This window comes from Hydrogenophaga sp., from assembly GCF_048549895.1.
GTDB lineage: Bacteria > Pseudomonadota > Gammaproteobacteria > Burkholderiales > Burkholderiaceae_C > Hydrogenophaga.
Genome location: NZ_JBLYYB010000165.1, coordinates 19,195 through 44,237 on the forward strand (window position 1 = coordinate 19,195; position 25,043 = coordinate 44,237).

The 25,043-nt window shown below is 62.9% G+C and carries 21 protein-coding genes; 12 read left to right on the top strand and 9 right to left on the bottom strand.

Annotation, left to right across the window (positions count from 1 at the left end; all coding sequences use genetic code 11):
- Positions 1–9 precede the first annotated feature (9 nt).
- Together ACN4F8_RS16135 and ACN4F8_RS16140 are read right to left on the bottom strand one after the other, a co-directional pair.
- Positions 10–2,391, bottom strand: coding sequence for a xanthine dehydrogenase family protein molybdopterin-binding subunit (locus ACN4F8_RS16135; RefSeq protein WP_419474490.1), 2,382 nt, complete (start codon positions 2,389–2,391; stop codon positions 10–12).
- Between the two features lie 12 nt (positions 2,392–2,403).
- A complete protein-coding gene (locus ACN4F8_RS16140) occupies positions 2,404–2,871 on the bottom strand; it encodes a (2Fe-2S)-binding protein (protein WP_419474491.1) in 468 nt (155 codons plus the stop codon).
- Positions 2,872–3,324: 453 nt separating this feature from the next.
- Between ACN4F8_RS16140 and ACN4F8_RS16145 the strand changes: the two genes are divergently transcribed.
- The 5 genes from ACN4F8_RS16145 to ACN4F8_RS16165 all read left to right on the top strand — a co-directional run bounded on the left by ACN4F8_RS16145 (position 3,325) and on the right by ACN4F8_RS16165 (position 7,888).
- Complete coding sequence (locus tag ACN4F8_RS16145) at positions 3,325–3,801, top strand: 4Fe-4S dicluster domain-containing protein (RefSeq protein ID WP_332750439.1); 477 nt, start codon at positions 3,325–3,327, stop codon at positions 3,799–3,801.
- 136 nt (positions 3,802–3,937) lie between these two features.
- Positions 3,938–5,785 (top strand): aldehyde ferredoxin oxidoreductase family protein, encoded by a 1,848-nt coding sequence (locus ACN4F8_RS16150; RefSeq protein WP_419474492.1) that lies wholly within the window; start codon positions 3,938–3,940, stop codon positions 5,783–5,785.
- A 140-nt stretch (positions 5,786–5,925) separates the two neighbouring features.
- Positions 5,926–7,272 (top strand): NAD(P)/FAD-dependent oxidoreductase, encoded by a 1,347-nt coding sequence (locus ACN4F8_RS16155; protein WP_419474493.1) that lies wholly within the window; start codon positions 5,926–5,928, stop codon positions 7,270–7,272.
- Between the two features lie 56 nt (positions 7,273–7,328).
- Positions 7,329–7,583 carry a sulfur carrier protein ThiS gene (thiS, locus tag ACN4F8_RS16160; RefSeq protein ID WP_419474494.1) on the top strand — a complete coding sequence of 85 codons (255 nt, stop codon included), beginning with the start codon at positions 7,329–7,331 and terminating at the stop codon, positions 7,581–7,583.
- Between the two features lie 5 nt (positions 7,584–7,588).
- Positions 7,589–7,888, top strand: coding sequence for a hypothetical protein (locus tag ACN4F8_RS16165; RefSeq protein ID WP_419474495.1), 300 nt, complete (start codon positions 7,589–7,591; stop codon positions 7,886–7,888).
- A gap of 5 nt (positions 7,889–7,893) precedes the next feature.
- On the opposite strand, the gene crcB is transcribed toward ACN4F8_RS16165, so the two are convergent.
- Both crcB and ACN4F8_RS16175 read right to left on the bottom strand, forming a co-directional pair.
- Positions 7,894–8,259: a fluoride efflux transporter CrcB gene (crcB, locus tag ACN4F8_RS16170; protein ID WP_419474513.1), complete on the bottom strand. Its 366-nt coding sequence runs from the start codon at positions 8,257–8,259 to the stop codon at positions 7,894–7,896.
- Positions 8,260–8,287: 28 nt separating this feature from the next.
- The gene (locus ACN4F8_RS16175; protein WP_419474496.1) at positions 8,288–9,271 is read right to left on the bottom strand and encodes a recombination-associated protein RdgC; all 984 of its coding nucleotides are present in this window, start codon (positions 9,269–9,271) and stop codon (positions 8,288–8,290) included.
- A 593-nt stretch (positions 9,272–9,864) separates the two neighbouring features.
- Between ACN4F8_RS16175 and ACN4F8_RS16180 the strand changes: the two genes are divergently transcribed.
- The 7 genes from ACN4F8_RS16180 (at position 9,865) to ACN4F8_RS16210 (ending at position 19,233) form a co-directional block, all read left to right on the top strand.
- Positions 9,865–10,800 carry a LysR family transcriptional regulator gene (locus ACN4F8_RS16180; RefSeq protein ID WP_419474497.1) on the top strand — a complete coding sequence of 312 codons (936 nt, stop codon included), beginning with the start codon at positions 9,865–9,867 and terminating at the stop codon, positions 10,798–10,800.
- 163 nt (positions 10,801–10,963) lie between these two features.
- Complete coding sequence (locus tag ACN4F8_RS16185; protein ID WP_419474514.1) at positions 10,964–11,740, top strand: putative hydro-lyase; 777 nt, start codon at positions 10,964–10,966, stop codon at positions 11,738–11,740.
- A 13-nt stretch (positions 11,741–11,753) separates the two neighbouring features.
- Positions 11,754–12,719, top strand: coding sequence for a TRAP transporter substrate-binding protein (locus tag ACN4F8_RS16190; protein ID WP_419474498.1), 966 nt, complete (start codon positions 11,754–11,756; stop codon positions 12,717–12,719).
- A gap of 84 nt (positions 12,720–12,803) precedes the next feature.
- Entirely contained in the window at positions 12,804–13,313 is a 510-nt protein-coding gene (locus tag ACN4F8_RS16195; protein WP_419474499.1) for a TRAP transporter small permease, read from the top strand.
- A 25-nt stretch (positions 13,314–13,338) separates the two neighbouring features.
- The gene (locus ACN4F8_RS16200; protein WP_419474515.1) at positions 13,339–14,637 is read left to right on the top strand and encodes a TRAP transporter large permease; all 1,299 of its coding nucleotides are present in this window, start codon (positions 13,339–13,341) and stop codon (positions 14,635–14,637) included.
- 28 nt (positions 14,638–14,665) lie between these two features.
- Positions 14,666–15,628, top strand: a complete 963-nt coding sequence (locus ACN4F8_RS16205; protein WP_419474500.1) for a TRAP transporter substrate-binding protein — start codon at positions 14,666–14,668, stop codon at positions 15,626–15,628.
- An 11-nt stretch (positions 15,629–15,639) separates the two neighbouring features.
- The gene (locus ACN4F8_RS16210) at positions 15,640–19,233 is read left to right on the top strand and encodes a hydantoinase B/oxoprolinase family protein (protein ID WP_419474501.1); all 3,594 of its coding nucleotides are present in this window, start codon (positions 15,640–15,642) and stop codon (positions 19,231–19,233) included.
- Between the two features lie 6 nt (positions 19,234–19,239).
- Here ACN4F8_RS16210 and lapB read toward each other — a convergent pair whose 3' ends face one another.
- The 5 genes from lapB to ACN4F8_RS16235 all read right to left on the bottom strand — a co-directional run bounded on the left by lapB (position 19,240) and on the right by ACN4F8_RS16235 (position 25,035).
- Entirely contained in the window at positions 19,240–20,385 is a 1,146-nt protein-coding gene (lapB, locus tag ACN4F8_RS16215) for a lipopolysaccharide assembly protein LapB (protein ID WP_419474502.1), read from the bottom strand.
- Positions 20,375–20,680 (bottom strand): LapA family protein, encoded by a 306-nt coding sequence (locus ACN4F8_RS16220; protein WP_419474503.1) that lies wholly within the window; start codon positions 20,678–20,680, stop codon positions 20,375–20,377. Before ACN4F8_RS16220 ends, lapB begins: the two co-directional genes overlap by 11 nt.
- 60 nt (positions 20,681–20,740) lie before the next feature.
- Complete coding sequence (locus ACN4F8_RS16225) at positions 20,741–21,061, bottom strand: integration host factor subunit beta (protein ID WP_419474516.1); 321 nt, start codon at positions 21,059–21,061, stop codon at positions 20,741–20,743.
- Between the two features lie 94 nt (positions 21,062–21,155).
- A complete protein-coding gene (gene rpsA, locus ACN4F8_RS16230) occupies positions 21,156–22,841 on the bottom strand; it encodes a 30S ribosomal protein S1 (RefSeq protein WP_419474504.1) in 1,686 nt (561 codons plus the stop codon).
- A gap of 184 nt (positions 22,842–23,025) precedes the next feature.
- The gene (locus ACN4F8_RS16235; protein WP_419474505.1) at positions 23,026–25,035 is read right to left on the bottom strand and encodes a bifunctional 3-phosphoshikimate 1-carboxyvinyltransferase/cytidylate kinase; all 2,010 of its coding nucleotides are present in this window, start codon (positions 25,033–25,035) and stop codon (positions 23,026–23,028) included.
- Positions 25,036–25,043 lie beyond the last annotated feature (8 nt).

Below are 25,043 nucleotides of genomic sequence, written 5' to 3' on the forward strand. Positions count from 1 at the left end.
GCTGTCTCCTTACTTCTTGGCGTTCTGGATGGCGGTCCACACACGGTTCGGGCTGGCGGGCATGTCGAGGTCTTTCACGCCCAGCGGTGCCAGCGCATCGAGCACCGCGTTGATCACCGCCGGGGGTGAACCGATGGCACCGGCCTCGCCGCAGCCTTTGGTGCCCAGCGGGTTGGTGGTGCAGGGGGTGCACACATGGCCCACGGTGAAGTCGGGGAAATCGTCGGCGCGCGGCATGGCGTAGTCCATGAACGAACCGGTGACGAGCTGACCGGTTTCGCGGTCGTACACGCACTGCTCCATGAGCGCCTGACCGATGCCCTGTACCAGACCGCCGTGCACCTGGCCCTCCACGATCATCGGGTTGATGATGGTGCCGAAGTCGTCCACCGCGGTGAAGCGGTCGACCCGCACCACACCGGTGTTGGGGTCGATCTCGACCTCGCAGATGTGGGTGCCGGCGGGGTAGGTGAAGTTGGTCGGGTCGTAGAACGCGGTCTCGTTCAGGCCCGGCTCCAGCTTGTCCAGCGGGTAGTTGTGCGGCACATAAGCGGTGAGCGCGACCTGGCCGAAGGTCACCTTTTTGTCGGTGCCCTTGACGGTGAACTCGCCGCCCGCGAACTCCACGTCGGCATCACCCGTTTCCATCAGGTGGGCCGCGATCTTCTTGGCCTTGGCCTCGATCTTGTCGAGCGCCCGCATGATGGCCGCACCGCCCACCGAGATGGAGCGCGAGCCGTAGGTGCCCATGCCGAACGGCACACGGCCGGTGTCGCCGTGCACGATGTCGACCTGCTCCGGGTCCAGCCCCAGGCGAGACGCCACCACCTGCGCAAACGTGGTCTCGTGGCCCTGGCCGTGGCTGTGCGAGCCGGTGAACACGGTCACGCTGCCGGTGGGGTGCACACGCACTTCGCCGCATTCAAAGAGGCCGGCGCGCGCGCCGAGTGCACCCGCGATGTTGCTGGGTGCCAGTCCGCAGGCTTCGATGTAGCTGGAGTAACCGATGCCGCGCAGCAAGCCCTTGGCCTTGGACGCCGCCTGGCGCGCCGGCAGGCCGGCGATGTCGGCCAACTGGTTGGCTTTGTCCAAGCACTGGGGGAAATCACCGGTGTCGTACTGCAGGGCCACCGGCGTCTGGTAAGGGAACTCGGTGATGAAGTTGCGGCGGCGGATCTCGTCTTGCGAGAGACCGGTTTCCCAGGCCGCGCGGCTCACGATGCGCTCCAGCAAATAGGTGGCCTCGGGCCGGCCGGCGCCGCGGTAGGCGTCCACCGGCGCGGTGTTGGTGAACCACGCGTCCACCTCCACATACACCTGCGGCGTGGCGTACTGGCCGGCCAGCAGCGTGGCGTACAGGATGGTGGGCACGGCGGTGGAGAAGGTGGAGAGGTAGGCGCCGAGGTTGGCGTCGGTGTGCACCTTGAAGGCCAGGAACTTGCCGTCCTTGTCGAGCGCCATCTCGGCGTGCGTCACGTGGTCGCGGCCGTGGGCGTCGCACAGAAACGCTTCCGAGCGGTCGCAGTTCCACTTGATCGCGCAATTGAGTTTTTTGGCGGCCCAGGTCAGGCACACGTCTTCAGCGTAGAGGTAGATCTTGGCGCCGAAGCCGCCGCCCACGTCGGGCGCGATCACGCGCACCTTGTGCTCGGGCAGGCCCATCACGAACGCGGTGAGCAGCAGGCGCTCCACGTGCGGGTTCTGGTTCGACACGTAGAGCGTGTAGTCGTCACCGGCGCGGTTGTACGAGCCGATCACCGCGCGCGGCTCCATCGGGTTGGGCACCAGGCGGTTGTTGATCAGGTCGATCTTGGTCACGTGCGCGGCGTTGGCGAACGCGGCGTCGACCTGACCCTGGTCGCCAATGGACCACTTGTAGCAGTGGTTGCCGGGCGCGGCGTCGTGCAGCGCGGTGGCGCTGGGCTTCATGGCGTCGCGCACGTCCACCGTGGCGGGCAGGGCTTCGTAGTCCACCACCACGAGTTCGGCGGCGTTCTTCGCCTGCTCCAGCGTCTCGGCCACGACCATGACCACGTGGTCGCCCACGTAGCGCACCTTGCCGTGCGCCAGGATGGGGTGGGGCGGCTCCTTCATGGGCTGGCCCTGGGTGTCGGTGATGAGCCAGCCGCAGGGCAGGCCGCCGATCTTGTCGGCTGCCACGTCTTCACCGTCGAACACACCGACCACGCCGGGCGCGGCCAGTGCGGCGGTTTTGTCGATGCTGATGATGCGGGCGTGGGCGTGCGGCGAGCGCACGAACACCGCCTGGCGCATGTTGGCCAGCACGATGTCGTCGGTGTACTGGCCGGCGCCGGTGAGGAAACGGTAGTCCTCCTTGCGCAGGAGGGATTCCCCGATGTGGGGGAGTTTGGCGAAGTCGATGGCACCCATGTCGTTTGCTCCTTATGCCTTCAGGCCTGCAGCACCCTGCTGCACGGCCTTGACGATGTTTTGATACCCGGTGCAGCGGCACAGGTTGCCTTCCAGGCCTTCGCGGATGTCGCGGGCGCTGGCGTTGGGGTGGCTCTTGCACAGGCTGATCGAGCTCATCACCATGCCGGGCGTGCAGAAGCCGCATTGCAGGCCGTGGCATTCCTTGAAGGCGGCCTGCATGGGGTGCATGGTCCCGTCGGCGGCGGCCAGGCCTTCGATGGTGGTGACATCGCTGCCGGCGGCCTGGGCCAGCAGCATGTTGCAAGACTTCACCGCGCGGCCGTCCAGCAAGACGGTGCAGGCGCCGCACTGGGCGGTGTCGCAACCCACGTGGGTGCCGGTGAGTTTGAGGTGTTCGCGAAGCGTGTGAACCAGCAGCGTGTGGGGTGCTGCATCGACGGTCACGGCCTTGCCGTTGACCTTCAGTTGGACCTGCATGTCTGTCTCCTGTGTTGTGGGCGAACGCAAGTGAAACATGCTCGATTGGCCACCGAATTGAGTGATAACCCTCAATTCAATTGGCTGCTTTCAATCATTCTCAATTTGAGACGGCGGGCTATTCGATGGGTGAAAAAGTCAGCCCATTGAATCGGCTTGAATTTGTATGTTGTTCATTGCATAGGCTGGCTTATGCATTGCAATTCATGCAGGTCGCGCCGTTGATGCGACCCTGTTTGAAGGGATGCATCAGCCCTCCACCCCGGCAAAGCGCTTGGACTTGGGGCTCCGATGGTGCGAAAAACGGTGTCTCAAACTGAGACTTTTTGAAAGACTGCCCTTCAGTTGCGGGTAAACCCTGAATATGAATTGCGGTCACAACCAAACAATCGTATGAAGAGGTCTGCATAAAGCACCCCACGGACAGCCCTCTACCCACACCCGGAGACACGTATGCAAAAAGTCCTACACATCAACCCCGACAAATGCACCGGCTGCTTGCAGTGCGAAATGGCCTGCTCGTTCGAGAACTACGGAACCTACGCCACGTCGAAGTCGCGCATCAAGGTTTTTGACTTCCACCACACCGGCAAAAAAGTGCCCTACACCTGCACGCAGTGCGACGAGGCCTGGTGCCTGCACGCCTGCCCGGTGGAAGCGATCACGGTCGACAAGATGACCGGCGCCAAGGTGGTGAACGAGACCACCTGCGTGGGTTGCAAGGTCTGCACCATCGCCTGCCCGTTCGGCACGATCAACTACGTGCAGGAAACCGGCAAGGTCCAGAAGTGCGACCTGTGCGGTGGCGAGCCGGCCTGCGCCGAGGCCTGCCCGACCGCCGCCATCACCTTCATTGATGCCAACTGGACCGGCATGGACAAGATGAAGCAGTGGGCCGACAAGCTGGGCAACCAGCCAACAGCGGCCTGACCGGTTTCCGTTCGGGCTGAGCCTGTCGAAGCCTTTCGACAGGCTCAAGGCGAACGGGTATTTGAGATCTTGAGGGTCAGACCACTCGCAAAGCGATGTGCTCTGACCCCAACCGATTAACTGAAGGAGCATCAACATGTCATGGGCTGGAAAAATCCTCCGCGTCAACCTGACCGCGGGCACCGTGAAGACCGAAGCGCTGAACACCGAGTGGGCACGTTCCTACATCGGCTCGCGCGGTCTGGGCAGCAAGTACCTGGTGAGCGAGGTCGATCCCAAGGTCGATCCGCTGTCGCCTGACAACAAGATCATCTGGGCCACCGGCCCGTTGACCGGCACGATGGCCTCCACCGGGGGCCGCTACACCGTCATCACCAAAGGCCCGCTGACCGGTGCCATCGCCTGCTCGAACTCGGGTGGCTACTGGGGCGCCGAGCTCAAGATGGCCGGCTGGGACATGATCATCTTCGAGGGCAAGTCCCCGAAGCCGGTCTACCTCTACATCAACGACGACGTGGCCGAGCTGCGCGACGCCGGCCACCTCTGGGGCCAGAGCGTCTGGAAGACCGAAGAGATCCTCAAGTCGAGCCTGCAAGATCCGCTGGTGCGCGTGTCCAGCATCGGCAAGGCCGGTGAAAACGGCGTGCTGTACGCGGCCGTGGTGAACGACCTGCACCGCGCGGCTGGCCGTTCGGGCGTGGGCGCTGTCATGGGCAGCAAGAACCTGAAAGCCATTGCCGTGCGCGGCACCAAGGGCGTGGGCAACATCCGCGACCCCAAGGCCTTCATGAAGACCACCTTCGAGAAGAAGAAGATCCTGGCCGAGAACGCGGTGACGGGCCAGGGCCTGCCGGCCTACGGCACGCAGGTGCTCATGAACGTGATCAACGAGATCGGCGCGCTGCCCACCCGCAACCACCGCGACGTGCAGTTCGAGGGCGCCAAAGACATCTCGGCCGAGGCCATGGTCACGCCGCGCGAGAGCGACGGCAAGAAGCACCTGGTGACCAACCAGGCCTGCTTCGGTTGCACGATCGCGTGCGGGCGCATCAGCAAGATGGACGAAGGTCACTTCACCGTGAAGAACAAGCCGCAGTACTGGGGTGCCAACGGCGGCCTGGAATACGAAGCGGCCTGGGCACTCGGCGCGGCCAACGGCGTGAACGATCTGGAAGCCCTGCAGTACGCCAACCTGCTGTGCAACGAAGAGGGTTTCGACCCCATCAGCTTCGGCGCCACCGTGGGTGCGGTGATGGAGCTCTACGAGATGGGTGTGCTCACCAAGGAGCAGCTGGGTATTGACGCGAAGTTCGGTTCGGCGCAAGCGCTGGCCCACTTCGCCGAGATCACTGCCAAGGGCGAAGGCTTCGGCAAGGAAATCGGTCTGGGCTCGGCCCGCCTGACCAAAAAGTACGGCCACCCCGATCTGTCCATGAGCGTCAAGGGCCAGGAGTTTCCGGCTTACGACGGTCGCGCAATCCAGGGCATTGGTCTGGCTTACGCCACCTCCAACCGCGGCGCCTGCCACCTGCGCGGCTACACCATTGCGTCTGAAGTGCTGGGCATTCCGGTCAAGACCGATCCGGTCGAGTCCGACGGCAAGCCGGAACTGGTGAAGGCATTCCAGGACGCCACCGCTGCGTTCGACTCGTCGGGCCTGTGTGTGTTCACCACCTTCGCCTGGGGCGTGGCCGATCTGGCGCCGCAACTGCAGGCCGCGTGCAACGAAGAGTTCACCACCGAAGAGCTGGAGAAGATCGGTGAGCGCATCTGGAACATGGAGCGCGAATTCAACAACGCCGCCGGCTTCACCGCCAAGGACGATTCGCTGCCCAAGCGCCTGCTGACCGAAGCCGCCAAGACCGGCGCCTCCAAGGGCATGGTCAGCAAGCTGCCCGAGATGCTGCCCAAGTACTACGCCGCGCGCGGCTGGGACCCGGAAGGCCGCCCGACGGCCGCGACCAAGGCCCGCCTGAGCCTTTGACGGCGACTGCAAGAACGCAGGTTGATGGGGTCGGATCACCGACCAAAGCGCAGCGCAGGTCGCGTGCTCTGACCCCCAATCAACTGGAAGCAACGAAGCAGCGGTCCCCAGAGACCGTTTTCTTTTTTCTGGAGAACAACATGACCCACCACGTCATCCTGGGCGCCGGCCCCGCCGGTGTCATCGCCGCCGAGACCATCCGCAAGCATGCCCCTGCCGACACCATCACCCTGGTGGGTGACGAGGCCGAGCCGCCGTATTCGCGCATGGCCATTCCCTACCTGCTCATCGGCAATGTGAAGGAAACCGGCACCTACCTGCGCAAGAGCCTCACGCACTACAGCGACCTGCGCATCGACCAGGTGCCCGGTCGCGCCACCCAGGTGGACACGAAGGCGCGCACGGTGACCCTGGACAGCGGCAAGACCCTGACCTTCGACAAGCTGCTGATCGCCACCGGCTCGCACCCGGTGCGTCCGCCGATCCCCGGTATGGACTCGCCCGGCGTGCATCCCTGCTGGACGCTGGAAGACGCGCGCGCCATCATGGCCCTGGCCAAGCCCGGCGCACGTGTGTTGCAGATGGGCGCCGGCTTCATCGGCTGCATCATCATGGAAGCCCTGGCCGCGCGCGGTGTGGAACTGAGCGTGGTGGAAATGGGCGACCGCATGGTGCCGCGCATGATGGGCCCCACGGCCGGCGGCATGATCCGCGACTGGTGCGAGAAGAAGGGCGTGAAGGTCTACACTGGCACCAAGGTCGAGGCCATCGAGCGTGCCACCAACGGACCCACCGGCATCGTCGGCAAGCTGGCCAGCGCCATGGGCCTGGGTTCGTCCGAGCCGTCCAGTGGCCTGCGCGTCAAGCTCTCGGGCGGGCAGACGGTGGAGGCCGATCTGGTGATCAGTGCCACCGGCGTGCGCCCGGCCATCGGGTTTTTGAAAGACTCCGGCATCACCTGCCTGGTGGGTGTGCTCACCGACGAGCACCTGCAGACCAATGTGAGCGGCATCTACGCTGCCGGTGATTGCGCCGAAGCGTTCGACAAGGTCAGCGGCAAGACCATCGTGAGCGCCATCCAGCCCAACGCCGCCGAGCAGGCGCGCGTGGCCGCGCTCAACATGGTGGGCCAGAAAGCCGACCTCAAGGGTGTGACGCAGATCAACGTGCTGGACACGCTGGGGCTGATTTCCACCAGCTTCGGCAACTGGGAAGGTGTGGCCGGCGGCGAACACGCCGAGCTCACCGACAAGGCCAGCGGGCGCCACCTGAGCCTGCAGTTCAAGGACGACGTGATGGTCGGCTGCAACTCGGTGGGCTGGACCGAGCACGTGGGCGTGATGCGCGGCCTGGTCGAAGGCCAGGTGAAGCTGGGCGAATGGAAAGAGCGCCTGATGCACGACCCGACCAAGCTGATGGACGCTTACCTTGCCAGCGCACAGGGTCAAGGGCAGTGGGCTGGCGCTGGCGATGAACGCAGACGGTGAAAATCACGTGTCCTTTTCCCGTTCGCCCTGAGCCTGTCGAAGGGCCCTCGCCATCCATGAACATCACTTTCAAGCTCTTCGCCACCCTCACCGACTACCTGCCCCCAGACGCCCGGCGCAGCAACCAGGTGTCGCTGGACATCGACCCGGCGACACCCATCAGCCGGATCATCGAGCCCTTCGGCCTGCCGCCCAAGCTGGTGCATCTGGTGCTGGTCAACGGCAAATACATCCAGCCCGAGGAGCGCCTGAGCGCCACCTTGGTCGAAGGCGACGTGCTCGCCATCTGGCCGCCGATTGCGGGGGGCTGAGCCCCATGCAGTCGAGCTACGAGGAGCGCTTCGAGCGCGACATGGGCTGTACCGAGGCCGAGTGGCTGGGCTGGTTGCCCGCCGCCGTGGGTGCGTGCGTGTGGCGCCGCGAGGGTGCTCACGCCGTGATCGAAATCCCGCCGGGCCGGCTTGAACTGCGCTGGGCTCAACAGCCGCCGCGCGTGATCGCACTCATGCGCATGCCGGTGCTGCGGGTCAACTTCGTCCTCAGCGGGCTGGACGCAGAGCAGCGCTACGCCTTCATGAAGCGCTTTGACCTTTACATGCAGCGCGGAGGGGGCTGAAGCCTTCAGCTCAGCGTCTTCAGGCCGAGCCAGGTCAGCAGCAGCGAGCCGAACAGGTGCAGCCCGGCCACACCGCTGGCCATCAACACCCGGCTTTGCTGCAGCAGGGTCATCACCTCGATGGAGAAGGTGGAGAAGGTGGTGAGCGCGCCCAGCAGGCCGGTGACGATGGCCAGGCGCCACACCGGGTCGAGCTGGGGCTGCGCATTGAAGAAAGCGAACGCCAGGCCGATGGCGTAGGCGCCGATCCAGTTGGCCGCCAGCGTGCCCCAGGGCAGCAGCGCGCCGGGTGTCGTGAGCCACAGGCCCAGCCGCCAGCGGGCCAACGCGCCCACGCAAGCGCCCAGGCAGATGGCGATGACGCTGGGCAGGGTGTTCATGGCTCAGGGCTCACAAGGCTTAGAAAGGTGGGTCTTCGTCGCCGTCGGCGGTCACGGTGGCGGGCTGGGTTGCCACAGGTGCATCACCGGTGGGTGCAGCGCCAAACGCCATCTCGCCGCCCAGCGCTTCCACCAATTCGGGCAGCAGCTTTTGCAGTTCGCCGGTGGACAGGGCCACGTCGGCGTCAAAGCCGTTCTCGCCTTCGTCGGGGCGGCCGTCGAACACGCCTTCGAGAAAGTTGATCTTTTTCAGCTGCAGCGATTCGGTGAGCACAAAGCCGATGCGGCCTTCCCAACTCAGCGCCAGGCGCGTGGGCAGTTTGCCCTCGGTGATGTGCTGGCGCACCTCGTCGGTGGCGAGGTTGTGGCGGGTGAATTTCACCGACGACTTCTCCTCGTCGCCCGACTTCAATTCACACTCGCGCTCCACCGCAAAACCGCCCGGCCATTCGTCGGGCGTGGTGGCCGAGAGCCACTGCGTCATGGCGGTCTGCGGCGTCACGGCGGTCTGCAGCAGCGTGATGACCAGGCCGTCGAAGGCGCGCACCAGCGCGGTCACCACCTCGTCGATCTTGCCCTGGCTGCTGGCGTCGGTCACGAGCCAGCCGTTGTCCAGGTCGAGCCAGACCCACACGTTCATCTGCCGCGCAAACGCCTGCGGCAGCAGGGCCAGCAGCGCGTCTTCGCGCAGTGCCTTGGTTTCTTTCTTGCCGGGCTTGCGGCCGGTGGTGGCCTCGATGTGGTCGGCCTCTTCCTGCGCTTTCTTCTTCACCACTGAGCCGGGCACACCCTTGGTCTCGATCTGGAGTTTGAGGATGCGCTGGCCAGCCACCGATTCCACCAGCGGGCCATGGGCCTCGCCCCGCGGTTCGACCCAGCCCACCGATTTGTCCTGCGTGGCACCGCAGGGCTTGAAACGGGCCGCGTCGAGTGCGGCCTCCATGTCTGCCAGCGTTGCCGTCCAGCCGGGGGCAATGCGGTAGATCGTCACATTCTTGAACACGGAAATCCTTGTTGATCTGCAAAACGAAAAAGGCCCGCCACTGTCTGGAGTGGCGGGCCTTGCATCTTAGGGGATGGCGGGGTCACATCCTCGATGGCAACGAGGTAACGATTTGCGGGAGCCACCACAGGAGCGGCAGCGCCAGCACCATCAGAAAGAAGCAGGGCATGAGGTGGCGGTCGACGAGCCCGAGACCGCCGCAAAGATGGTGCTGCCCAGGATGCAGGTGTGCAGCAGCCGGCCAGGCCGCAGGCGTCGCCCACCTTCTGCGAAGCGGCTCCGCCGAGCGCTTGGGCGTCGGCCCCCGGCTTTTCGCAGTGCGTCTTGCGTGGGTTTGTCCGGCGCATCGAAGGCGCGCTTGTTCACGATGACCGCGTTCTTGGGCAGCCAGGTTGAAGTCGGCGGCCTGATAGACCGCAGGGAGGTCCCGCTTGGTCTGTGCCCGGACGGCTGAACTCAGCACAGGCACGGTGGTCGTCGTGGCAGATGTGAGCTTCGTGCTTTCTCCGGGACAATGGTCGGATGATGAAAATCCTCAACACAAACGCAAACACCGGGCCCGCCGCTTGCGTGTTTTCCCGGAGAACGACAGCATGAACCTGCGGTTCGTCGAGGCGTTCTATTGGGTGGCCTCGCTCAAGAGTGTCACGCGCGCGGCCGAGAAGTTGTTCTTGACGCAGTCGGCCATGTCAAGCCGCATTGCGGCCCTGGAGGAAGAGCTGGGCGTGCTGCTGCTGGATCGGCGCGAAAAGCAGTTCCGCCTGACGGTGGCGGGAGCGCGCTTTTTCACCTATGCCCAGCGCCTGCTGGAGCTGCAGCGCGAAGTGAAAGCAGAGATGGGCGCGGGCGCGGCGCTGACCGTTTCACTGCGCATTGGCGCCATCGAATCGGTGTTGCATTCATGGTTGATTCCGTGGATCGAGAAACTGCGCGCTGACCACCCGGCGTTGGCGCTGGAACTCACGGTTGAAACCACACCCATTCTGGTGGAGCAGGTTCAGCGCGGGACGCAGGACATCGTGTTCGCTGCGTTGCCTGCGGCCGCCGACGGCGTGCGCAGTCTAAGCCTGCCACCGATGGAGATGGTGTTCATGGGCCACACCCAATTGCATCGCAAGCGCCGTTATGCCTTGAGCGAATTGGCCAGCCTGGAGCTGTTGACCTTCCAGCGCGGCTCGCACCCGCATGTGGCGCTGATCGACCTGTTTCGCCACGAGGGCGTGGAGCCCGGTCGCGTGCACACCATTTCTTCGATCTCGGCCATGGTCCAACTGGTGCAAGGCGGCTTCGGTGTGGCCACGCTGCCATTGCACGCGATCCAACGCATGCAGAACTACCCCGACCTGCGACCGCTGGCATGTGACAGCGCGTTGCAGCCGTTACCAATCCATGCAAGCTATCGGACAGATCCTTCTACAAATGCAGTAGAGACGGTGGTGCGGTCTGCTTTGGCCTTCGTCGAAGCGCAATTCGGCACCAAGAAGCGGTCCACGCGCGCACCATCCGGGCGCGATGTGCCCCGTTCTTGAGCACAAGAAAAATCGATGATCTAAGCGAAATATTATGAATTTGAACTCCTGCTGATCGACATCCACAATCCGCCCATCGTCATCAAGGTGACATGTCAAAACGACAGGAGACAAGGTGGATTCGGATTCCCGTCTGACAGTGGATGTGTTTGGTCACGAGGGCATGCAGAGCGCATCCCATGTGCGCAGCTTGATCCGTCAAGGTCGTTGGAGCCACCACACCAGCGGCCTGGCCGACGAGCACGTGCAGGGCAACCTGGTGATCCTTCCTGAGTCGCTGGCCCTGGACTTTCTGCGCTTCTGTCAACGCAATCCCAAACCGTGTCCACTCCTGGCGGTTTCCGAACCCGGCCAGCGCCTGGTGCCCACGTTGGGTACCGACATCGACATCTGCACCGACTTGCCGCGCTACCGCGTCTGGCGCAACGGCGAACTTGTTGAAGAGCCCACGGACATCTCGAATCTCTGGCGCCAAAACCTGGTGAGTTTCGTGATCGGTTGCTCGTTCTCCTTCGAGCAAGCGCTGTTGGCGGCTGGCCTGCCGCTGCGCCATGTAGAGCAGGGGCGCAACGTGGCGATGTACCGAACCAGTATTCCCACCGAAGCTGCCGGCCCGTTCAGTGGCCCGCTGGTGGTGTCCATGCGACCAATGAAGGCTGCAGACGCCATTCGTGCGGTGCAGGTCACATCGCGTTTTCCCAACGTACACGGTGCACCGGTGCACATCGGTGATCCGTCCCAGATCGGCATTCATGACATCTCAAAGCCCGACTACGGCGATGCGGTGGACGTGATGCCCGATGAGCTGCCGGTGTTCTGGGCCTGCGGCGTGACGCCGCAGGCTGCGATCCAGCAGGCCCGCCCCGCGTTCTGCATCACCCACGCCCCAGGCGCGATGTTGATCACGGACCTTCTCAATCACCAGCTAGCCAGTTTTTAACCAGGAGCCAACGATGAAAAAGATTCTGTTCTGCCTTTCCGCTGCAACCCTTGCTGCCGCCGCTTCGGCGCAAACGAAATGGGACCTTCCCACGGGCTATTCAGCCAACAGCTTCCAGACCCAGAACGTCCAGCAGTTTGCCAACGAGGTGGACCAGATCACCGGTGGCAAGCTCAAGATCACGGTTCATCCTGGTGGTTCGCTCTACAAGGCCAACGAAATCAAGCGCGCGGTACAAACCGGTCAGGTGCCGGCGGCCGAGTTCATCCTGTCGGGCGCGGCCAACGAAAATCCTTTGTTCGGTCTGGATTCCATTCCATTCCTTGCCACCAGCTACCCCGCAGCCAAGCGTCTTTACGAGGCCGGCAAGCCCGCGCAGGACAAGCTGCTGGCCTCGCAGGGCATGAAGGTTCTGTTCACCGTGCCATGGCCTGGGCAATCGCTCTACTCCATCAAGCCGGTGAATGCGCCTGCCGATCTGGCCGGTACGAAGATGCGGGCTTACAACCCCGCCACCACGCGCATTGCGCAGTTGCTTAAGGCGCAGCCGGTGACCATCCAGTTGGCAGAACTGCCTCAGGCGCTGGCCACCGGTGGTGTGCAGAACTTTTTGACCTCCAGCGCCAGCGGTGTTGAGAGCAAACTTTTCGAACAGGTCAAGTATTTCTACCCGGTCAGTGCCTGGTTGCCGCGCAACGCGACGGTGGTGAATCAAAAAGCCTTCGATGCGTTGGATAAAACCACTCAGGAAGCCGTGCTTAAAGCCGCAGGTGCTGCTGAGCAGCGTGGCTGGGCAGCCAGTGAGCAGCTCAACAGCGAATTCATCAAGGAGCTGGGCGTGAAGGGCATGTCGATCGCCGAACCTTCAGACAGTCTCAAGAAAGAACTCGCTGCGATCGGTGAAACCATGACCGCTGATTGGCTCAAGACTGCTGGCCCTGAAGGCCAGGCCGTCATTGAGGCTTACCGCAGCCGGTAAGCACCTTCCCTGGCGGGCAGGCCCTGAAGACCTGCCCGCTGAATCGATTCACGTCTGCCATTCAACCGAATCCAGGAGAGCGCGGTGTCTCAACTTGTCTTCCGTTTCTATCAGGGGCTGATGTTCCTGTCGTGCGTTTCCATGGTCGCCGCTTTCGTTTCGGTGCTGCTCGGCGTCTTGGCGCGTGAGGTGCATTGGGACCTTCCCGGGCTGGATGCCTACGCCGGGTATGCCATCGCATGTGCGTTGTTCCTGGCTTTGCCTTCCACGCTGCGACGCGGTGAGCACATCCGCGTGACGTTGCTGCTGGACCGTTTGCCCGCCCGCGTCCGAGGCGCATTTGAATGGGTCTGCCTCGTGGGTGGACTCACCATTGCGCTTGCGCTTGCCTGGTTCTCTATCCGCTTGGTCTGGATGTCCTGGACCACGCATGACATTTCGCCCGGCGCAGATGCCACGCCTTTGTGGATTCCGCAGATCGGCATGGCTTTGGGCTGCGTCGGATTTGCGCTGTCGTTTGCCCATGCACTGCTGATGCGCTTGCGGGGTGATCAATTCATTGCGATGGGCGCCGAAGCGGCGCACATCGAGTAACTCACCATTCCTCAAAGGAATTCACATGGATATCTTGATTGCTGCAGGCCTGATGGTGTTGCTGCTGGCCCTGCTGGGCGGCGGTCTGTGGATTGGTCTGTCTCTGCTGGCTGTGGCGCTGATCGGCATGGAGCTGTTTACCTCGCGCCCCGTGGGAGACAGCATGGTGTTGACCATCTGGGGATCGACCTCCAGTTGGACACTGACCGCGCTTCCACTTTTTTTGTGGATGGGCGAAATCCTGTTTCGGAGCAAGCTCTCCGACGACATGTTCAAAGGGCTGGCACCGTGGCTTGATCGCCTGCCCGGTCGGTTGCTTCACACCAACGTTGTGGGCTGCACCATTTTTGCGGCCATCTCCGGTTCGTCGGCAGCAACCTGCGCCACCATTGGCAAGATCACATTGCCGGAACTGAAGAAGCGCGGCTACCCCGATGACATTTCGGTGGGCACCCTGGCCGGTGCCGGTACGTTGGGTCTCCTGATCCCACCCTCGATCATCATGATCGTCTACGGTGTGGCCGCGAATGTGTCGATTGCCAAACTGTTCCTGGCAGGTGTGATTCCTGGTTTGATGCTCGCCGCGCTGTTCATGGGCTACATCATCGTCTGGGCACTGTTCAACAAGGACAAGGTTCCCGCTGCAGACACGGCCATGAGCTTTGCTCAGAAGATCCATGCGTCACGGCACCTGATCCCAGTGGTGTCCCTGATCGCCGTGGTGCTTGGCGGCATCTACAGCGGCATTGCCACCGCCACCGAAGCCGCCGCCTTGGGTGTGGGTGGTGCACTGGTGCTTGCCCAGATCGAAGGCTCATTGAACTGGACCCGTTTCAAGGAAGGATTGGCCGCCGCCTGCCGCATCTACTGCATGATCGGCCTGATCCTGGCGGGCGCGGCCTTCCTTACCCTGGCCATGGGCTTCATCGGGCTACCGCGGCACCTGGCCGAGTTCATTGGGGGGCTGAACCTTTCGCCGTTCAACCTGATGCTGTTGTTGATCGTGTTTTTCATCGTGCTCGGATGCTTCCTCGATGGCATCTCCATGGTCGTTCTCACCATTGCCGTGTTGTTGCCTACCGTGGAAGCCGCTGGATTCGACCTGATCTGGTTCGGTATCTTCATCGTGTTGGTGGTCGAAATGGCACAGATCACCCCGCCCGTTGGCTTCAACCTGTTTGTGATTCAGGGCTTGACCAAGCGCGAAGTGACCTGGATCGCGCGTACTGCGCTGCCGCTGTTTTTCCTGATGCTGGCGGCTGTTTTTCTGACGTACTTTGTACCTGAGATCGTGCTGTGGCTGCCACAGCGGATGCAGAGCTGAACCCCTCGATCCGCTGCGGGAGACCCTCATGAAGCTGCTATTGCTGATCGCTCTGACCGCCGCCTCGGTGGCGCATGCGCAGACACGCTGGCAACTCGCCACAGGCTACCGGGCGGACTCCTTTCACACGCAAAACGCGGCGCAATTTGCAGCCGATGTTGAACAAGCGACGGCAGGAGCATTGCGTATCCAGCTGCGACCCAACAACACGCTGTTCAAACTTGGCGAAATTCGCCAGGCGGTGCAAGAGGGCAGGGCCGAAGCGGGCGAAACGATCATGAGCAGCATGGTCGGCGACATCCCGATTGCTGGTGTTGATGCCATCCCTTTTGTTGTGCACAGCTATTCCGATGCCCGTCGGCTCTGGCATTTGCAGCGGCCACTCATCGAAAAGCATTTCGCAGCGCGAGGGCTGAAACCCCTGTACGTGGTTCCCTGGCCCCCACAGGGCCTCTTCTCCAACAAACCCGTGCGCTCGGGGGCAGACCTCAAAGGCACGCGCATGCGCACCTACAACCAGTCCACCGTGCGCATTGCGGAGATGCTCGGTGCTTCGCCGGTGGATGTGCCCATGGTTGATGTCAACCGGGCGCTCGTCGATGGCAAGGTCGACAGCATGATCACGTCTGCTGTCACCGGCGTGGAAAACCGTGTGTGGGGCCAGATTGGTTACTTCTACGGTATCAATGCATGGTTCCCCAAGAATATCGTGTTCGTCAACGCCAAGGCCTTTGACGCTTTGCCCTCCACAGATCGTGAGGCTGTGATCCAGGCTGCCACCCGTGCCGAAGAAAGGGGTTGGGCGCTGAGTGAAGCTGTTGCGTCGGAGTCCATGCAGGAGTTGCAGCGTCAGGGCATGACGGTGGGCCGGGTGCCTGCTGCATTTGAGAGCGAGCTCAAGCGCCTGGGTGAAAAGTTTTCCCGTGAATGGGTCAAGTCGGTCGGTACCGAAGCCAACCTGATCTTCATTCCTTATTACCTTCATCGTTAAAGTCATTCATCATGCAAGACAAAACTTCTCCCCTGGGCAGCCGCTGGCAATTCTGGATTGACCGTGGAGGCACCTTCACCGACATCGTGGCCAAGAAGCCCGATGGCTCACTCACCACCCACAAGCTGCTGTCCGAAAATCCCGAGCATTACCGCGACGCAGCGGTGGCCGGCATTCGCCACCTGCTGGGCCTGAAAGCCGGCGAGCCTGTGACACCCGCTCTGGTGGAGTGCGTGAAGATGGGCACGACCGTGGCCACGAACGCGCTGCTGGAGCGAAAAGGAGAGCCCACGCTGCTTGTGACAACGCGGGGTTTTCGCGACTCGCTGCGCATTGCGTATCAAAACCGCCCGCGCCTGTTTGATCGCCGCATTGTGTTGCCCGAGCTGCTGTACAGCGCAGTGGTTGAGGCGCAAGAGCGTGTCAGCGCACATGGCGATGTGCTTCAGGCGCTGGATGAAGCAACCTTGCGTGCAGACCTGATGATCGCTTACTCGCGAGGATTGCGCAGTGTGGCTGTTGTGTTCATGCATGGCTACCGCTTCATCTCGCATGAGCAGATCGCGAGCCGCATTGCGCGTGAGGTCGGCTTCACGCAGGTCAGCACCTCGCACGAAACCAGTCCGATGATGAAGTTCGTGAGTCGCGGCGACACGACGGTGGTAGATGCTTATCTGTCTCCTATCCTGCGACGTTATGTTGATCAAGTCGCCGGAGAAATGCCCGGTGTCAAGCTGTTCTTCATGCAGTCCTCGGGTGGATTGACCGATGCGCGGGCCTTTCATGGCAAGGACGCAATCCTCTCCGGCCCGGCTGGCGGCATCGTTGGCATGGCTCGCACAGCCGGTCTTGCGGGCCAGGACAAGGTCATTGGGTTCGATATGGGGGGCACATCCACCGACGTTTCGCACTACGCTGGCGAATTCGAACGCGAGTTTGAAACCCAAGTGGCGGGCGTGCGCATGCGCGCACCCATGATGAGCATCCATACCGTTGCCGCCGGTGGCGGATCCATCTTGTCGTTTGACGGTGCCCGCTTTCGGGTAGGGCCCGAGAGCGCAGGCGCCAACCCAGGGCCTGCCAGTTACCGCCGGGGCGGTCCACTGGCGGTGACCGATGCGAATGTGATGACCGGCAAGATCCAGCCGCGCCACTTTCCCAAGGTGTTCGGGCCCAAGGCAGATGAGGCGCTGAGCCTGGAGGCCGTGCAGGCTCGATTTGGTGAATTGGCAACGCAGACGGGCCGACCACCTGAAGAGGTGGCCGAAGGCTTCATCAACATCGCAGTCCAGCAGATGGCGAATGCGATAAAGAAGATTTCGGTCGCGCGCGGCTACGACGTCACGCGCTACACGCTTCAGTGCTTTGGCGGAGCGGGAGGTCAACATGCCTGCCTGGTTGCCGATGCCCTGGGCATGACGCGCGTTTTCGTACACCCGCTTGCTGGTGTGCTCAGCGCATACGGCATGGGACTGGCGGATCAAAACGTGATTCGAGAGCAGGCTGTGGAGTTGCCACTCGCGCTTGCTTCCTTGCCCATCATTGCCGAAAAACTCGATACGCTGGGCGCAGCAGCTCAAGCAGAACTGGAGCGTCAGCAGGTGAATGCCGGTGAGGCCTTGGTTCATCACCGCGTGCATGTGCGCTATGACGGCAGTGACGCTGCATTGGTCGTACCGTTCGGGGACCTCGCCACCATACAGGCGGGTTTTGAATCCGCGTACCGCCAGCGCTTTGCATTCCTGATGCAGGGCAAACGGCTGGTGGTGGAGGCGGTGTCGGTGGAAGCCGTGGTTGCGGGCGATGCGCCTGACGAGCCCCGGTTTGAAACGCACGAGCCCCGCGAAGTGCCGCGACGCGAGACCGTGCGCATGTACTCCGATGGCCAATGGCTGGATGCGGCTCTGGTGGTGCGCGAAGATCTGCGAGCGGGTGACGTGATTCCTGGTCCGGCCATCATTGCCGAGAAGAACGCAACCACGGTGGTGGAGCCCGGCTGGGAAGCGGTGTTGACCGCGCTCGACCATCTGATTCTTGACCGCCGGGTACCGCGAACGGTGACCTATGCCGTGGGGACCAAGGTGGACCCGGTGCTGCAGGACGTGTTCAACAACCTGTTCATGAACATCGCCGAACAAATGGGCCTGCAACTGCAGAACACGGCTTACTCGGTCAATATCAAGGAGCGACTCGATTTCTCGTGTGCGCTATTTGATGCGCAGGGAAACCTGATTGCCAACGCGCCGCACATGCCGGTGCATCTGGGTTCCATGGGTGAGAGCATCAAAACCGTGATCCGCGAGAACGCCGGCAAGATGCAGCGCGGCGACGTGTACGCGCTCAACGATCCCTACCATGGCGGCACGCACCTGCCCGATGTGACTGTGATCACGCCGGTGTACATGGGCGGCGAGCCGACCTTCTATGTGGGCTCACGCGGTCACCATGCCGACATTGGCGGTATCACGCCGGGTTCCATGCCGCCGTTCTCCACGCGCATTGAGGAAGAGGGCGTGCAGATCAACAATGTGAAGCTGGTGGATCGTGGCGTGCTGCTGGAGGCAGAGATGGTGGCCTTGCTGCAAAGCGGCGAATTTCCTTCTCGAAATCCGCAGCAGAACATGGCCGATCTCAAGGCTCAGATTGCAGCCAATGAGAAGGGCGTCCAAGAGCTGCGAAAAATGGTTGAGCAGTTCGGTTTGGACGTTGTGCAAGCCTATATGCGGCACGTGCAAGACAACGCCGAGGAGTCGGTGCGCCGCGTGATCACGCGCCTGAAGGACGGTGCTTTCACTTTGCCGCTGGACAACGGCGCGCAGATCCAGGTCGCAGTACGGGTGAATGCAGCGCAGCGCAGCGCGGAGATCGACTTCACCGGAACGTCGCCGCAGCAGCTCAACAACTTCAACGCACCCACCGCGGTGTGCATGGCCGCCGTGCTTTACGTGTTCCGAACGCTGGTGGACGATGACATCCCGCTCAACGCGGGTTGTTTGAAGCCGCTCAAGGTCATCATCCCGCCGGGATCCATGCTCAACCCCAACCCGCCGGCCTCGGTGGTGGCGGGCAATGTGGAAACATCGAGCTGCATCACCAACGCGCTGTACGGCGCGCTGGGCGTGATGGCCGCGAGCCAGTGCACCATGAACAACTTCACCTTCGGCAACGCGAAGCACCAGTACTACGAGACCATCTCGGGTGGCAGTGGGGCGGGCGAGGGTTTTGATGGCACGAGCGTGGTGCAGACCCACATGACCAACTCGCGCCTGACCGACCCCGAGGTGCTGGAGTTCCGTTTCCCGGTGCGCTTGGAGAGCTACGAGATCCGAGAAGGCTCGGGCGGCGCTGGCCGCTGGATTGGTGGCCACGGCGGTGTGCGCCGCGTGTGCTTTCTGGAAGACATGACAGCCAGCATCCTGTCCAACGGCCGCCTGTTTGGTGCCTTCGGCATGGCCGGCGGGCAGGCCGGGAAGGTCGGCATCAACCGCGTGGTGCGAACAGACGGCTCGGTTGAAGCGTTGGACCACATCGGGCAAGCCGAGATGAAGCCGGGTGACGTCTTTGAGATTCACACCCCGGGTGGTGGTGGGTTTGGAGAGGTCTGAGCCGCCCTACAGTTCTTCTACACGCCGGGCCGGGTAGCTGTCCCAGGCTTGGCAGCCGGGGCATTGCCAGAAGTGCTGGCGTGCCTCGAAGCCGCAGGCTGCACACCGGTAGCGTCGCAAGGGTGCGCTGGCTTGCTCCAGAGACCGCTGCACCTGAATCTGCGCGATCTCGCTGGAGAGCTTTTCCCCAGCCAACCACCTCGCGGTGATGACCAGCGACGGTTCCCGCTCAAGGTGGCTCAGGTAGCGGTTGCGGACAGCCTCGGGTTCGCTGCACAGTCCCGCGAGCGCTTCCGTGACGTCGATCGACGGAGCGCGCTCGTGGCTGGCCTGCAATACCGCCATCGCCTCGGCTTGCTTTCCCGTCTGTCGGGCCAGGTCGGCAAGCGAACCCGCCGCCAGCGGCAAGCCTTGTGGAGCGTGCTGATTCAGGCGAAGCAGGGCGTCAAATGCCCCCGCTGTGTCGCCACGCTGCGCCTTGTGCGAAGACATCGCCAGCCAGCTGCGTGACAGCTGCGGGGCGTGTTGCACAGCTTCTTCGAGCAGGTGCATGGCGCGTTCGCCATCACCACCGCGCTGTGCGATTTCCGCCTCTTCGCACAGGTAGTGGGCCAGCCGGGAAGAGAAGCTGCCTTGCTCCGCCGCCTCCAGCTTCTGCGCGATCTGCTTGGCTTGCTGCCAATCGCGCGAGCGCTCGTAGATGCCCAACAAAGCCAGCAAGGCTTCGCCTTCAAACGCCGATCCCTTGAGCTTGTTGAGGGCTGCCTCGGCACGGTCCAGCAGACCAGCTTTGAGAAAATCCAGGGCCAGCGCGTGCTGCGCCCGGTCGCGGTCCTTGCCGCTGATGTCGGCCCGCGAGAGCAGATGTTCGTGCACGCGCACGGCGCGGTCGTAGTCGCCACGGCGACGGAACAGGTTGCCCAGGGCAAAGTGCAGCTCGGTCGTGTCCGGGTCGCCTTGCACCGCTTCGATGAAGGCGTCGATGGCCTGGTCTTGCTGCTCGTTGAGCAGGTGGTTCAGGCCGCGGAAGTAGGCCTTGGGCGCCTGGCGGCTTTCCATGCGCCACTGGCGGAGGTCCAGGCGGGAGGCTCCCCAGCCCGCTGCAAATGCCAGGGGCAAGCCCCACAGCAGCCAGGTGAAATCAAAGTCCATGGCGGCGGTCGCTAGGGTCGGGGAATAGGGTGGAGTCTGCGTCAAAGGCGGTATTGGCAGCGGCGGCTGAGGCAGCCCGGCTGCGCGAGCGTTTGGCTCGCAGCCACAGCGGCAGCATGACCAGAACACCGAGGAAAACGCCCATCACGAGTGCGGCCAGCATGACCAACACCAGTGGCGCCTGCCAGCTGGCACCGAAGAACAGGTTGAGCGTCACGCTGTCCTGGTTGTTCAGCGCGAAGGCGAACAACACAAAAAAAATGGCTGCGTTGAGCAGCCACATCAGGTATTTCAAATCGTCCCCTTTTGTGGTGGGGCGATTGTAGCGATCAGACCTCTGTCGAAGCAGCAGGCATCACGTCGGGTTCTTGGGCTCTCGCCCGAGAATTTCAGCGGTCCTGGCGTCCACCTGCTCGCGCAGGGCCTTGCCCGGCTTGAAGTGCGGTACGCGCTTCTCAGGGATCATCACGCTCTCGCCGGAGCGGGGGTTGCGTCCCACGCGCGGTGATCGGCGATTGACCGAAAAGCTGCCAAAACCACGGATCTCGATCCGGTGGCCTTTGACCAGTGCATCGCCCATGGCGTCGAGGATGGCCTTGACGGCAAACTCGGCGTCGCGGTGCGTCAGCTGGCTGAACCGGCTGGCCAACGCTTCAACGAGGTCGCTGCGGGTCATGTGTTCGGGTTTGGACTTGGGCATTCAAGAACCGGCGCCCGGTCAGGGAACCCGCCGCGAGGCGGGCAGCTGACCCAAGCGCCGGCAATCGTGCTTAGCCGTTGTTGTTGTCCAGCTTGGCGCGCAGCAGGGCGCCCAGGCTGGTGGTGCCGGCGCTTTCGCGCGAGGACTGCTGGCTCAGGCTTGCCATGGCTTCCTGTTGGTCAGCGGCGTCCTTGGCCTTGATGGACAACTGGATGTTGCGCGTCTTGCGGTCGATGTTCACCACCACGGTGGTGACTTCGTCGCCTTCTTTCAGCATGTTGCGTGCGTCTTCCACACGGTCACGGCTGATTTCGCTGGCGCGCAAATAGCCCAACACGTCTTCACCCAGGTCGATCTCGGCACCCTTGGCGTCCACGGTCTTGACCTTGCCGGTCACGATGGAACCCTTGTCATTCACCGACACGAAGGTGGTGAATGGGTCGCCGTCGAGTTGCTTGATGCCCAGGGAGATGCGCTCGCGTTCCACGTCGATGGCCAGCACGATCGCTTCGACTTCTTGGCCCTTCTTGTAGTTGCGCACGGCGGCTTCGCCGGTTTCGTTCCACGACAGGTCGGACAGGTGCACCAGGCCGTCGATGCCGGCAGCCAGACCCACGAACACGCCGAAGTCGGTGATCGACTTGATCGGGCCCTTGACGCGGTCACCGCGCTTGGTGGCTTCAGCAAACTCGTGCCATGGGTTGGCACGGCATTGCTTCATGCCCAGCGAGATGCGACGTTTGTCTTCGTCGATGTCCAGCACCATGACTTCGACTTCGTCGCCCAGCGACACCAGCTTGGAAGGCGCAACGTTTTTGTTGGTCCAGTCCATTTCGGACACGTGCACCAGACCTTCGATGCCTGGCTCGAGTTCCACGAATGCGCCGTAGTCGGCGATGTTGGTGATCTTGCCGAACATGCGGGTGCTTTGTGGGTAACGGCGGGCAACGCCCATCCAGGGGTCGTCGCCCATCTGCTTCAGACCCAGCGAGACGCGGTGCTTCTCGGTGTCGAACTTGAGGATCTTGGCGGTGATTTCCTGGCCGGCCTGCACCACTTCGCTGGGGTGACGCACACGACGCCATGCCATGTCGGTGATGTGCAGCAGACCGTCGATGCCGCCGAGGTCCACGAACGCACCGTATTCGGTGATGTTCTTGACCACGCCGTGAACGATGGCGCCTTCTTTGAGGGTGTCCATCAGCTTGGCGCGCTCTTCGCCCATGGAGGCTTCCACCACGGCGCGGCGGCTCAGCACCACGTTGTTGCGCTTGCGGTCGAGCTTGATGACCTTGAATTCCAGGGTCTTGTTTTCGTAAGGCGTGAGGTCCTTGGTCGGACGGCTGTCGACCAGCGAGCCCGGCAGGAAGGCGCTGATGCCGTTGACCATGACTTTGAGGCCGCCCTTGACCTTGCTGGAGGTCGTGCCGGTGACGAATTCGCCCGACTCGAGTGCTTTCTCCAGAGACATCCACGAGGCCAGGCGCTTGGCCTTGTCGCGTGACAGCAGGGTGTCGCCGAAACCGTTTTCCACGGAATCGATGGCGACCGACACGAAATCGCCCACCTGCACTTCGAGTTCGCCCAGGTCGTTCTTGAATTCGGCCAACGGCACGTAGGCTTCCGACTTCAGACCAGCGTTGACCACCACATGGCTGTGTTCGATGCGAACAACTTCAGCGGTGATGACTTCGCCCGAGCGCATTTCGGCGCGTTTCAGGGACTCTTCGAACAGGGCGGCAAATGATTCAGACATTGAATTTCCTAAAACCACTCAGCGTCGGCGCCTTCAACCAAGGGACTCGGTTTGCGCAGGGATCGACGTGTGGGCGGCGTTGACATTGCGGTGCGAAACACCGCGGGGTTGGTTGAAAAGAACCTTCGAGCATGCGGGCTGGGAGCGCCCGGCTGTGCCGTCAGGGCCAAATGTGCAAGCGCGCTCAGTTTCCCGAGAACGCCGTTTTGCCTTGCCACCAGTTCATCACCACCTGCACCGATGCTTCGATGTCCAGTTCGGAATTGTCCAGTTTCAAGGCATCTTCGGCTGGCTTGAGAGGGGCATGTGTGCGGGATGAGTCCCGCAAATCACGCACTCTCAGGTCTTCCAAAAGACTGTCGATGTTAGCAGCAATTCCCTTTGAAATCAATTGCTTATGGCGCCGCTGGGCGCGTTGTTCGGCGGTGGCCGTCAGGAAGACCTTCAAAGCCGCGTCCGGGAAGATCACCGTGCCCATGTCGCGCCCGTCGGCCACCAGGCCGGGCAGGCGTCGGAAGCTCTGTTGCAGGCCGTGCAGCGCGGATCGCACCGCCAGGTGCTGCGACACCCTGGACGCCATGCCGCCAGTGGATTCCAGGCGCAGCGGGTCGGTGATGTCGCGCCCACCCAGAAACACCTTGTGGTCGCGGAACGCCAGCGGCAACTGGGCCGCCAGGCGGGCCAGCGCCGGCTCGTCGTCCAGCGACACACCGGCGTCTTGCGCCGCGAGCGCCGTGGCCCGGTAGAGCGCACCCGAGTCGAGCAGGTGGTAACCCAGGCGCTGCGCCACTTCGGAGGCCAGGGTGCCCTTGCCCGACGCCGTGGGGCCGTCGATGCAGATGACGGGGATGGCCTGCGCGGGTGTGGTGCAGACGTCGAACAAGGTCTCGAAATAGTCGGGGAAGGTCTTGCCCACGCATTTCGGGTCTTCAATGCGCACCGGCAGGCTCGCCGGGTTGAACGCGGCGAGCGAGAAACACATGGCGATGCGGTGGTCGTCGTAGGTGTGGATGCTGGCGGGGAGCCATGTGGTGGGCGGCGTGATGCGGATGAAGTCCGCGCCTTCTTCCACCGTGGCGCCCAGCTTGCGGCATTCATTTGTCATGGCCGCGATGCGGTCGGTTTCTTTCACGCGCCAGCTGGCGATGTTGCGCAACGTGGTGGTGCCGTCGGCGTAGAGCGCCATCACGGCCAGGGTCATGGCCGCGTCCGGAATGTGGTTGCAGTCGAGTTCGATGGCCCTGAGTGGCCAGGCGCCGCGCCGGATGTGCAGCCGATTGGCTTCGCCTGTGATTTCCGCGCCCATGAGCCGGGCGGCTTCAATGAAGCGGATGTCGCCCTGGATGGAGGCCAGGCCAACGCCTTCGATGGTGATGCCCTGGGTACTCGGTGCGATGGCTCCAAGCGCGATGAAGTAGCTGGCCGACGAGGCGTCCCCCTCGACCGGTATGCGCCCGGGCGAACGGTAGCGGCTGCCGGCTGGAATGGTGAAGCGTTGCCAGCCATCACGTTGCACATCAACACCGAAGCGCGACAGCAGGTTCAGCGTGATCTCGATGTAGGGGCGCGAGATCAGTTCACCGACCACCTCAATGACGATGGCTTGTTGTTGCGTCACCAGCGGCAGCGCCAGCAGCAGCGCGGTGAGGAACTGGCTGGACACGTCGCCCCGTACGCAGATTGGCCGCTCCAGTTGCAAGGTCAGGGGTACGCCCGTGCCGAGCTTGAGCGGCGGGTAGCCTTCCTGACCGAGGCAGGCCACCGCGCAACCGAGCTGGCGCAAGGCGTCCACCAGATCGCCGATGGGCCGTTCGTGCATGCGCGGCACGCCACTGAGTTCGAACTCGGCGCCGTGGGTGGACGCCAGCAGTGCCAGGGCCGCAGTGAGTGGGCGCATGGCCGTGCCGGCGTTGCCCAGAAACAGCTGCGTTTGCCTCACGGGGAGTTGTCCGCCCAGGCCGTGCACACGCAATGTGCCATCGGGCTGTGGTTCGATTAGGCAGCCGAGCTGGCGCAAGGCGTTCAACATCACCTGCGTGTCGTCGGAGTCCAGCAGATCGGCCACGTCGGTGTGGCCCTCACTCAGGGCTGCGAGCAACAGCACCCGGTTGGAAATGCTTTTGGAGCCCGGCAGGCGCACGGTGCCGCCTGCACTGGCCAGCGGGGGGATGTCAAGGAACGGGGTGGAATACATGTGTGCGG

Bases quoted from the DNA above. Each gene is read 5' to 3' on its own strand.
- ACN4F8_RS16135 (WP_419474490.1), bottom strand. From the start codon at position 2,391: ATGGGTGCCATCGACTTCGCCAAACTCCCCCACATCGGGGAATCCCTC.
- ACN4F8_RS16140 (WP_419474491.1), bottom strand. From the start codon at position 2,871: ATGCAGGTCCAACTGAAGGTCAACGGCAAGGCCGTGACCGTCGATGCA.
- ACN4F8_RS16145 (WP_332750439.1), top strand. From the start codon at position 3,325: ATGCAAAAAGTCCTACACATCAACCCCGACAAATGCACCGGCTGCTTG.
- ACN4F8_RS16150 (WP_419474492.1), top strand. From the start codon at position 3,938: ATGTCATGGGCTGGAAAAATCCTCCGCGTCAACCTGACCGCGGGCACC.
- ACN4F8_RS16155 (WP_419474493.1), top strand. From the start codon at position 5,926: ATGACCCACCACGTCATCCTGGGCGCCGGCCCCGCCGGTGTCATCGCC.
- thiS (WP_419474494.1), top strand. From the start codon at position 7,329: ATGAACATCACTTTCAAGCTCTTCGCCACCCTCACCGACTACCTGCCC.
- ACN4F8_RS16165 (WP_419474495.1), top strand. From the start codon at position 7,589: ATGCAGTCGAGCTACGAGGAGCGCTTCGAGCGCGACATGGGCTGTACC.
- ACN4F8_RS16180 (WP_419474497.1), top strand. From the start codon at position 9,865: ATGAACCTGCGGTTCGTCGAGGCGTTCTATTGGGTGGCCTCGCTCAAG.
- ACN4F8_RS16185 (WP_419474514.1), top strand. From the start codon at position 10,964: ATGCAGAGCGCATCCCATGTGCGCAGCTTGATCCGTCAAGGTCGTTGG.
- ACN4F8_RS16190 (WP_419474498.1), top strand. From the start codon at position 11,754: ATGAAAAAGATTCTGTTCTGCCTTTCCGCTGCAACCCTTGCTGCCGCC.
- ACN4F8_RS16200 (WP_419474515.1), top strand. From the start codon at position 13,339: ATGGATATCTTGATTGCTGCAGGCCTGATGGTGTTGCTGCTGGCCCTG.
- ACN4F8_RS16205 (WP_419474500.1), top strand. From the start codon at position 14,666: ATGAAGCTGCTATTGCTGATCGCTCTGACCGCCGCCTCGGTGGCGCAT.
- ACN4F8_RS16210 (WP_419474501.1), top strand. From the start codon at position 15,640: ATGCAAGACAAAACTTCTCCCCTGGGCAGCCGCTGGCAATTCTGGATT.
- lapB (WP_419474502.1), bottom strand. From the start codon at position 20,385: ATGGACTTTGATTTCACCTGGCTGCTGTGGGGCTTGCCCCTGGCATTT.
- ACN4F8_RS16225 (WP_419474516.1), bottom strand. From the start codon at position 21,061: ATGACCCGCAGCGACCTCGTTGAAGCGTTGGCCAGCCGGTTCAGCCAG.
- rpsA (WP_419474504.1), bottom strand. From the start codon at position 22,841: ATGTCTGAATCATTTGCCGCCCTGTTCGAAGAGTCCCTGAAACGCGCC.
- ACN4F8_RS16235 (WP_419474505.1), bottom strand. From the start codon at position 25,035: ATGTATTCCACCCCGTTCCTTGACATCCCCCCGCTGGCCAGTGCAGGC.